The organism is Simplicispira sp. (genome assembly GCF_028687295.1).
Lineage (GTDB): Bacteria > Pseudomonadota > Gammaproteobacteria > Burkholderiales > Burkholderiaceae_C > Simplicispira > Simplicispira metamorpha.
In genome coordinates this window covers 1-9,327 of the sequence record NZ_JAQUAL010000129.1, presented here as the reverse complement: position 1 = coordinate 9,327, position 9,327 = coordinate 1, and the positions used below count along the sequence as shown (strand labels likewise).

The following is a 9,327-nucleotide window of genomic DNA, read 5'->3' as shown; positions in this document are numbered from 1 at the left end:
GCATCGACCCCAGCGAGGTGGACGGCTTTTCGTCGTACACCATCGACAAGGTGCCCGAGTACGAAATTGCCCGCCTGCTGGGCGCCAACAACGTCAAGTTCTTCTCGCAAGTGCCGCATGGCGGCGGCGCGGCCTGCGCGCCGATCCTGCACGCCGCCATGGCGGTGGCCACCGGCATCGCCAAGACGGTGGTGGTGTACCGCGCCATGAACGAGCGCAGCTGGTACCGCTTTGGCAATGGCAACTACGGCTTTGGCTCCTCGCCGATTGTCGAGAACGTCAACTACGGCTGGTACATGCCTTACGGCTTTCACACGCCCGCAGCCTGGGTCGGCATGTTTGCCCAGCGCTACATGCACACCTACGGCGCCACCAGCGAGGACTTTGGCCGCGTGGCCGTGGCGGCGCGCGACTTTGCCGCCACCAACCCGGCTGCTTTCTTCCATGGCAAGCCGATCACGCTGCAAGAGCACCAGGCGTCGCGCTGGATCTGCGAGCCGCTGCACCTGCTGGACTGCTGCCAGGAATCCGACGGCGCCGTGGCCATGGTGATCACGTCCAGCGAGCGGGCGCGCGACCTCCTGCAAAAGCCGGTGGTCATCAAGGGCGCTGCCCAGGGCCTGAGCGACGGCCAGCAAATCATGACCTCCTACTTTCGCAAGGACATCACCGGCCTGCCCGAAATGGGACTGGTCGCCCAGCAACTCTGGCAACAAAGCGGCCTGAGTGCCCAAGACATCCAGACGGCGGTGATTTACGACCACTTCACCCCCTTCGTGCTGCCGCAGCTGGAGGAGTTCGGCTTCTGCAAGCGCGGCGAAGCGAAGGATTTCGTGCGTGCCGGCGAGCACGCACGCGGCGGCAGGCTGCCCATCAACACCCACGGCGGCCAGCTGGGCGAGGCCTACATCCACGGCATGAACGGCGTGGCCGAGGCGGTGCGCCAGGTGCGCGGCAGCGCTGTGAACCAGGTGGACAACGTACACAACGTGCTGGTGACAGCGGGCACCGGCGTGCCCACCAGCGGCCTGATTCTGGGCGACGCCTGACGCCAGGCAAGGAGACCACCGCATGTTCATTGACCTGACCCCCGAACAACACCGCCTGCGCTTGCAGGTGCGCGACTACTTCAACACGCTGATGACGCCCGCGTTGCGTCTGGAGCTGCGCGGCGCCGAAGGCGGCGACACCTACCGCAACACCATCCGCCAGATGGGGCGCGACGGCTGGCTGGCCGTGGGCTGGCCCAAGGAGCACGGCGGCCAGGGCCTGAGCGCCACCGAGCAGCTGATCTTTTTTGAAGAAGCCAACATTGCCGGTGCGCCGCTGCCCTTCGTGACCATCAGCACCGTCGGGCCCGCCCTGATGGAAAACGGCACGCAGGCGCAAAAAGAGCGCTTCCTGCCCGGCATCGCCGCAGGCGAGATCATTTTCGCCATCGGTTATTCCGAGCAGCAGGCCGGCTCTGACCTGGCCACGCTCAAGACGCAGGCCCGGCTGGAGGGCGACTTGCAGACCGGCCAGTTCATCGTCAACGGCGCCAAGCTGTGGACGTCGGGTATCGAATCGGCCGACCATGTCTGGCTGGCGGCGCGCACCAGCCCCGAGCTGGCGCGCCACAAAGGCATCTCCATCCTGATTCTGGACACCGATGCACCGGGTTTTTCGCACACGCTGATCCAGACCGTGGGCAACTTCACGGCGGCCACTTACTACGACAACGTGGCCGTGCCTGCCGACCGCCTGGTGGGCGAGCTGCATGGCGGCTGGAAGCTCATCACCGCCCAGCTCAACCACGAGCGCCTGGGCCTGGGGTCGTGGTCGGACAAGGTGTTTGGCCCGTTTGGCCGGGTGCTGCAATGGGCCAAGGCGCGCGACGAGCAGGGCCACCGCGCAGTCGATCAGCCCTGGGTGCGGCGCGCGCTGGCCGAGTGCTATGCCCGCATGGAGGCCATGCGCCTCATCAACTTCCGCATCGCCGCCGACCTGGAGGCCGGTGGCATGGACGTGGCCCTGGCATCGACCACCAAGGTCTATGGCTCCGAGGGCGTGCTGGAAATTTTGCGCCGGCTGATGGACATCGTCGGCGCCAGCGCCCTGGTGCGCGCGGGCTCCAGTGCGGCCCTGCTGATGGGCGAGCTGGAGTACGAAATCCGCGCCAACACCATCAACACCTTTGGCGGCGGCACCAACGAAATCCAGCGTGAGCTGATTGCCCAGTTCGGGTTGAAGATGCCGCGCCCGGTGCGCTGAAGTCCACCCGCCCCGATCCAAGACAACAACAGCAGGGAGACAGCGTGAAAACAGCACCCATCGTGCCGCGCGAAGTGACGCAGGCCAAGCTTGACCATCGCGCACGGGCGGGCCAGCGCCACCGTGCATCACAGACCTACACGATGGCCGAGCGCGTCGAGGAAAGCGCGGTGCGCTTTGCCACGCAGCCCTGCATCCTGTATGGCGACGAGCGCTACGACTATGCCGACACCAACCGGCGCATCAACCAGGTGGCCCACGCAGCACACGCGCTGGGCGTGCGCTGCAACGACGTGGTGGCGCTGTGCATGGAAAACCGCCCGGCCTTCCTGTTTGCCTGGCTGGGCCTGGCCAAGCTGGGCGCCCGGGTGGTGTTTCTCAACACCAACGTCAGCGGCAAGCCGCTGGCGCATGCGTTGCAAGTGACCGGCGCCACGCATGTGGTGGTGGGTGAAGAATGCCTGGGCCTGTTTGCCGCCACCGAGCTGCCGTCGGATTTGGGTTACTGGCTTTGGCCAGACGCCGAGCGCCCGGCATCTGCCGAGCTGCGTGCGCGCTGCACGGTAGATTTGGAGCAGGCCGCCCACCAGGCCGTTGACCACAACCCGCCCGCCGATTGGCGCACGGGCCTGGTCGCGGGCGACCCGGCGCTCTACATCTTCACCTCCGGCACCACCGGCCTGCCCAAGGCCGCCGTCATCAGCCACGCCCGCTGGCTCATCACGGGCGATGTGATGCAGGCCACCATGGATGTGCAGGCGCACGAGTGCTTCTATGTTTTCCTGCCGCTGTACCACGGCGCCGCGTCGCTGTCGGCGGGCGCCACGGCGTTTGTCTCGGGCGCCAGCCTGCTGCTGCGACGCAAGTTCAGCCGCAGCGAGTTCTGGGCCGATGTGCGCCGCCACCAGGTGACGATTTGCCAGTACGTGGGCGAGATTTGCCGCTTCCTGCTGACCGTGCCGCCCCAGCCCGACGACCAACAGCACCCGCTGCGCAAGATGGTGGGGGCCGGCATGGCGCCAGAAGTCTGGGAGCAATGGGTGCGGCGTTTTGGCGACCAGTTCCAGATCTATGAAGGCTGGGGGGCCACCGAGTCCAACACCAACACCATCAACCTGGATAACCGCATCGGCTCCTGCGGCCGCGTGCCGTTCTGGGAAAAAACCAACCTGCGCCTGGTGCGCTACGACATCGACACCGACACCCACCCGCGCGATGAAAACGGCTTCTTGCAGCTGTGCGAGGTGGGCGAGGTGGGCGAGGCCATCGGCATGATCATCGACATCCCCGATGTCGTGGGGGGGCGCTTTGAGGGCTACACCTCGCCCGAGGCGACCGAAAAGAAAATCCTGCGCAACGTGTTCCGCCAGGGCGATGCCTGGTGGTCGTCCGGCGACCTGCTGCGCATTGATGCCGACGGCTATTGCTGGTTTGTGGACCGCATTGGCGACACCTTCCGCTGGAACAGCGAAAACGTCTCGACCACCGAGGTGGCCGACGCGCTGGGCGATTTTCCGGGGCTGGACGCCATCACCGTCTATGGCGTGAAGGTGCCCGGCGCTGAAGGCCGCGCGGGCATGGCGGCGCTGGTGCTGCAACCGGGCGCGCCGTTCGATCCGGCGGCGTTCTGGGCTTTTGCGCTGGAGCGCCTGCCGCGCTACGCCGCGCCGCTGTACCTGCGCCTGTCCCCCACCACTGACATGACCGGCAACTACAAGCTGCGCAAGGTCGATTTGCAGCGCCAGGGCTACGACACGGCGCAGGTCGCCGACCCGCTGTTCGTGCGCGATGACGCTGCCAAGACCTATGTGCCGCTACAGGAAGCGGCAGTTGCGCAAAGGGCGCGGGCATGACGCGGCTGCACGCCCGCGCGGTGCTGGACTACCCCTTCAGCGCGCCCGCCAGCGATGGCTCGGTGGTCGAGGTGGCGCCGGGCATTCTGTGGGCGCGCATGCCCATGCCGATGGCGCTGGACCACATCAACGTCTATCTGCTGCGCGGTGACGACGGCTGGACGCTGATCGACACCGGCCTGAACACGCAGGCCGCCCGCGACTGCTGGGAACACATTGCCGCCACGCATTTGCAGGGCCTGCCCATTGCGCGCCTGGTGTGTACGCACATGCACTACGACCATGCGGGCCTGGCCCACTGGCTGTGCGAGCGCTTTGGCATTCCGCTGTACATGACGCACGGCGAATATTTCATGATGCGCACGCTGGCCGAGCCAGTGCCAGACCCGCTGCCCAGCGACCAGGCCGTGTTTTATGCGCGTTCAGGTATGCCGCCCGAGCGCACCGAACGCATGTGGAAAGCCATGCGCGGTGATCCCTTCATGCCGCCGCAGCCGCAGTCGTTTCACCGGCTGCGCGGCGGCGACGACATCACACTGGGCTCGCGCACCTGGCGCGTGGTCATCGGCGAAGGCCATTCGCCCGAGCACGCCTGCCTGTACTGCGCGCAGGACGAGATCCTGATCGCTGGCGACCAGTTGCTGCCGCGCATCAGCTCCAATGTGCTGGTCACCAGCATCGAGCCCGAGGCCAACCCGCTGCAACTGTGGCTGGAGTCGCTCACGCGGCTGGAGCGGCTGGCGCCCGGCACGCTGGTGCTGCCCTCGCACGAGCGGGTGTTTCGCGGCCTGCACCCACGCACGCAGGAACTGCGCGAACACCACGGCCAGCAGCTGGGCCAGTTGCGCGACCATCTGGCCGAGCACGGCACCTGCACCGCCTTTGATGCCATGCTGTGCCTGTTTCCGCGCCTGCGCACCCCGGTGGACGACATGCTGGCGCTGGGCGAGACCATTGCCCACCTGTCCTGGCTGCGCTACAGCGGTGTGCTGCGGCGCGTGCTGGACGAAGATGGCATCTACCGCTTTGCGCTGACCGACCCGGCAGCCGCCACGCCACCAGAAACCCCAGAGCCATCCGAAGAGGCAGACATTTCTTATGCAAGACACTGACACATTCCGCGCCGACACCCGCGCCTGGCTGCAGGCCAACTGCCCCGAGTCCATGCGCCAGCCGATCACGCCCGATGAAATGGTGTGGAGCGGCTCCAGCGTCCAGTTTGGCAGCGAAGACCAGCGCCTGTGGTTCGAGCGCATGCGCGACCGGGGCTGGTTTGCGCCCGGCTGGCCCGCTGCGGTCGGCGGTGGCGGCCTCAGCCCCAAGCAAGCCCGCATCGTGGAAGAAGAAATGCTGCGCCTGGGTTGCCGCCAGCCGCAGTTCAACCTGGGCGTGTGGATGCTCGGGCCGGTGCTGCTGGAGTTGGGCACCGAGGAGCAAAAACAAGAGCATCTGGTGCCGATGATGCAGGGGCGCGCCCGCTGGTGCCAGGGCTTCAGCGAGCCCAATGCGGGCTCTGACCTGGCCAGCCTCAAGACCGCCGCGCGCATCGAGGACAACGGCGACTTCGTCATCAACGGCTCGAAAATCTGGACGTCTTACGGCGATGCCGCCGACTGGATGTACGCCCTGGTGCGCACCGACCCCACGGCGCGCAAGCAAGAGGGCATCAGCTTCGTGCTGATCGACATGAAGAGCCCTGGCATCACCGTCAAGCCCATCGAGCTGATCAGCGGCAAATCCAGCTTTTGCGAGGTGTTCTTTGACGAGGTGCGGGTGCCTGCGCGCCAGCTGGTCGGCCCGCTGCACGGTGGCTGGACGGTGGCCAAGAAGCTGCTGCAACACGAGCGCGCCGCCATGTCCAAGTTCAGCGAAGGCTCGGCGCCCTCGCACGATGCGCTGGCCGTGGCGCGGCCTTATCTGTTTGATGCAGACGGCACGCTGCTGGAGCCGGTGTGGCGTGACCGCCTGGCCACGCTGTTGATGGATTCGCAGGCTTTTGGCCTGACGCACCAGCGCGTGCTGGAGCAGGCCATGGCGCGCATGGACGTGAGCGGGCCGTCCTCGATCATGAAGCTGGTGCAGACCGAACAGGAAGTGGCCAAGTACGAGCTGCTGATGCAGGTCATGGGCCAGCGCGGCCTGAACTGGGAGGGCGACGAGTTCAGCCCCCAGGAGCACGACATTGGCCGCCTGTGGCTGCTGTCCAAAACCTACACCATTGCGGGCGGCAGCAGCGAGGTGCAGCTCAACATCATTGCCAAGCGCGTGCTGGGCCTGCCCGGCTGATGCCTTGCCACCCCCGCGCAGACGACACAACACACGGAGACGCAGCATGGTTTTTTTGCTGAACGATGAACAACGGCAGCTGGCCGACAGCGCCACGGAATTTTTGAACGCCCAGTCGCCCATTGCCTTGCAGCGGCGCCTGCGCGATACGCGCGCCCCGCTGGGCTATGAGCCCACGCTGTGGCAGCAGGTGGTGGAGCTGGGCTGGCCCGCCGCCGTATTCCCGGAGGAAGACGGCGGCCTGGGCGTGGGCTATCAGGGCCTGGGCGCAGTCTTTGAGGCCATGGGCCGCACCGTGGCGGCGCTGCCGCTGTTGTCCTCGGTGGTGCTGTGCGGCGAGCTGCTGCTGGTCGCAGGCACCCAGGCGCAGCGCCAGCGCTGGCTGCCCGGCCTCATCGACGGCCAGCAGCGCCTGGCGCTGGCCCTGGACGAGCAGGGCCGCCACCACCCCGAGCGCATCCGCACGCAAGCGCGGCGCAGCGCCAGCGGCGGCTGGGTGCTGGACGGTGAGAAATGGTTTGTCATCGACGGCATCGGCGCGGCCTGGCTCATCGTGGTGGCCCAGAAGGTGGGGGCCGACGGGCAGGGCGAGGGCCTGGGCCTGTTCCTGGTCGAAGCCACGCAGCCCGGTGTGGCGCTGCAACCGACGCTGCTGGCCGACAGCCGCAACCACGCCCGCATCACGCTGACCGGCGTGCAGGTGGCCGACGACCTGTGCCTGACCGCCGCCGCAAGCGCATTGCAGGCGCTGGACGCCGCCCTCGACCGCGCCCGCATCTGTCTGGCCGCCGAAGGCCTGGGCCTGCTGCGCGAGGCGTTCGATCGCACGCTGTCGTACCTGAAAGAGCGGGTGCAGTTTGATGTGCCGATTGGCTCCTTCCAGGCCTTGCAGCACCGCATGGCGCGCCTCTACACTGAGCTGGAAATGCTGGAGAGCTGCGTGCGCGCCGCGCTGGCGGCTATCGACGCAGGCGAACCCGGTCTGGCGCTGCTGGCCAGCCTGGCCAAGGCCCGGGCCTCTGACCTGTGCGAGAAAGTCACCAACGAGGCCGTGCAGTTGCATGGCGGCATCGGCGTGACCGATGAGTTTGACCTGGGCCTGATCGTCAAGCGCGCGCGTGTGCTCCAGCACAGCCTGGGCGACGGGGTGTTTCACCGCGACCGTTATGCCCGCCTCCAAGGATTTTGAACATGAACGCTGCTGCCTCTTCTGCCCCTTCCACCCCTGCCGACGGGCAAGACCTGTTGGCGCTGGCCGCCCGCTGCCGCAGCCAACTGACGGCGCCCGGTGCGCCCTTTGAGCTGATGGCGCTGGACATCAACGGCCAGACCGTGCCCGCCTACCGCCACGCCCAGCCCACGCTGGCAGCGCTGATCGACGCTGGCCGCGCCCACGCGGCGCGCGAGTTCATGGTCTATGAAAACGACCGCTGGACGTTTGAGCGCTTTTACCAGGCCGTCGATGCCCTGGCCGGGCGCTTGCAGACCGACTACGGCGTGGCCGCTGGCGAGCGCATCGCCATCGCCATGCGCAACCGCCCCGAGTGGGCCGTGGCATTTGCGGCAGCAGCCCTGGTGGGCGCCGTGCCCGCACCCCTGAACAGCTTTGGCCTGCACGATGAGTTGCTGGCGGGCCTGCGCGACGTGCAACCGCGCTGGCTGCTGTGCGACGCCGAGCGCTTTGCGCATGTCAAGGACGACCTGGCCGCGCTGCACTGCCGCGCTGCGGTGGTCGATGGCGCGCCCGGCCAGGGCCATGCCGACTGGGCGGCGCTGACCGCACCCGGCGCGCCCGCCGTGCAGCCGCCCGCGCTGGCGCCGGACGACGATGCACTCATCCTGTTCACCTCGGGCGCCAGTAGCCAGGCCAAGGGCGTGCTCTCCACCCAGCGCGCGGTGTGCCAGGCGCTGCACAACATTGATTACATCGGCGCCATGTCCGCCATGACCTCGCCCGACATGATCGCCGCCATGATGGCGCGCGGCTTGCAGCCCACCACGCTGACGGCGGTGCCGCTGTTCCACGTCAGTGGCCTGCATGCGCAGTTGCTGGCATCGCTGCGCCATGGCCGCAGGCTGGTGTTCATGCGGCGCTGGAACCCGGCGCAGGCCTTGCAGCTCATCCAGACCGAAAAAATCACCCAGTTCAATGGCGCGCCCTCGATGGTGATGCAGTTGCTGGCCGAGCCCGGTTTTGACGACCCCGCCATCACCGGCAGCCTGGGCGGCGTGGGCTTTGGCGGCGCGGGCCTGCCCCAGCGCCTGATCGACGACGTGCTGGGCCGGCGTGGCGACTCCATGTCGGGCATCGGCTTTGGCCTGACCGAAACCAACGGCGTGGGCGCGGCTGCGTCAGGCCGCCTGTTCCAGTTGCGGCCGCACGCCTCGGGCCTGATTTCGCCCATCATCGAGCTGCGCGTGGCGGAGTTTGACGGCACGCCCTTGCCCACGGGCGAGTCGGGCGAGCTGTGGCTGCGCGGCGTCACCGTGATGAAGGAATACTGCGCCCAGCCCGACGCCACGGCGCGCGCGCTGGACGGCGGTTGGTTTCGCTCCGGCGATATCGGCATGGTGGATGCAGAAGGGTTTGTGCGCATCGTCGATCGCATCAAGGACGTGATCAACCGTGCGGGCGAAAAAATCGCCGCCGCTGAAATCGAATCGTGCCTGCTACAGCACCCGGCGCTGGTCGAGGCGGCCGTGTTTGCCCAGCCCGACGACCAGACCGGCGAAGCCGTGGTGGCCGTGGTGGTGCTGGCGCCCGGCGAGCTGCTGAGTGCGCAGGAAGTGCAGGCGCATGTGGCCCAGCGTCTGGCCGCCTACAAGGTGCCCCAGCAGGTGCATGTGCGCCACGACAGCCTGCCGCGCAACCCGGCCGGAAAAATGCTGAAAACCGTGCTCAAGCGCGAATACGCCAGCGCCTGAACCGCACGCT

7 protein-coding genes are annotated in these 9,327 nt (G+C 67.3%); all 7 read left to right on the top strand.

Translation table 11 applies throughout. The features are described 5' to 3' along the window. Positions 1–1,049 (top strand): lipid-transfer protein (locus PHX69_RS12860; RefSeq protein ID WP_288044170.1); only part of this gene is annotated, 1,049 nt, incomplete at its 5' end. Between the two features lie 22 nt (positions 1,050–1,071). After that, positions 1,072–2,253 (top strand): acyl-CoA dehydrogenase family protein, encoded by a 1,182-nt coding sequence (locus PHX69_RS12855; RefSeq protein ID WP_288044168.1) that lies wholly within the window; start codon positions 1,072–1,074, stop codon positions 2,251–2,253. Between the two features lie 44 nt (positions 2,254–2,297). After that, on the top strand, positions 2,298–4,106 hold the full coding sequence (locus PHX69_RS12850; protein ID WP_288044166.1) for a long-chain-acyl-CoA synthetase: 1,809 nt from the start codon (positions 2,298–2,300) through the stop codon (positions 4,104–4,106). Beyond that, positions 4,103–5,218 (top strand): MBL fold metallo-hydrolase, encoded by a 1,116-nt coding sequence (locus tag PHX69_RS12845; protein WP_288044164.1) that lies wholly within the window; start codon positions 4,103–4,105, stop codon positions 5,216–5,218. Before PHX69_RS12850 ends, PHX69_RS12845 begins: the two co-directional genes overlap by 4 nt. Beyond that, complete coding sequence (locus tag PHX69_RS12840) at positions 5,205–6,392, top strand: acyl-CoA dehydrogenase family protein (protein ID WP_288044162.1); 1,188 nt, start codon at positions 5,205–5,207, stop codon at positions 6,390–6,392. Before PHX69_RS12845 ends, PHX69_RS12840 begins: the two co-directional genes overlap by 14 nt. Positions 6,393–6,438: 46 nt before the next feature. Beyond that, positions 6,439–7,581: an acyl-CoA dehydrogenase family protein gene (locus PHX69_RS12835; protein ID WP_288044160.1), complete on the top strand. Its 1,143-nt coding sequence runs from the start codon at positions 6,439–6,441 to the stop codon at positions 7,579–7,581. A 2-nt stretch (positions 7,582–7,583) separates the two neighbouring features. Then, positions 7,584–9,317: a class I adenylate-forming enzyme family protein gene (locus PHX69_RS12830; protein ID WP_288044158.1), complete on the top strand. Its 1,734-nt coding sequence runs from the start codon at positions 7,584–7,586 to the stop codon at positions 9,315–9,317. Positions 9,318–9,327: the final 10 nt, after the last annotated feature.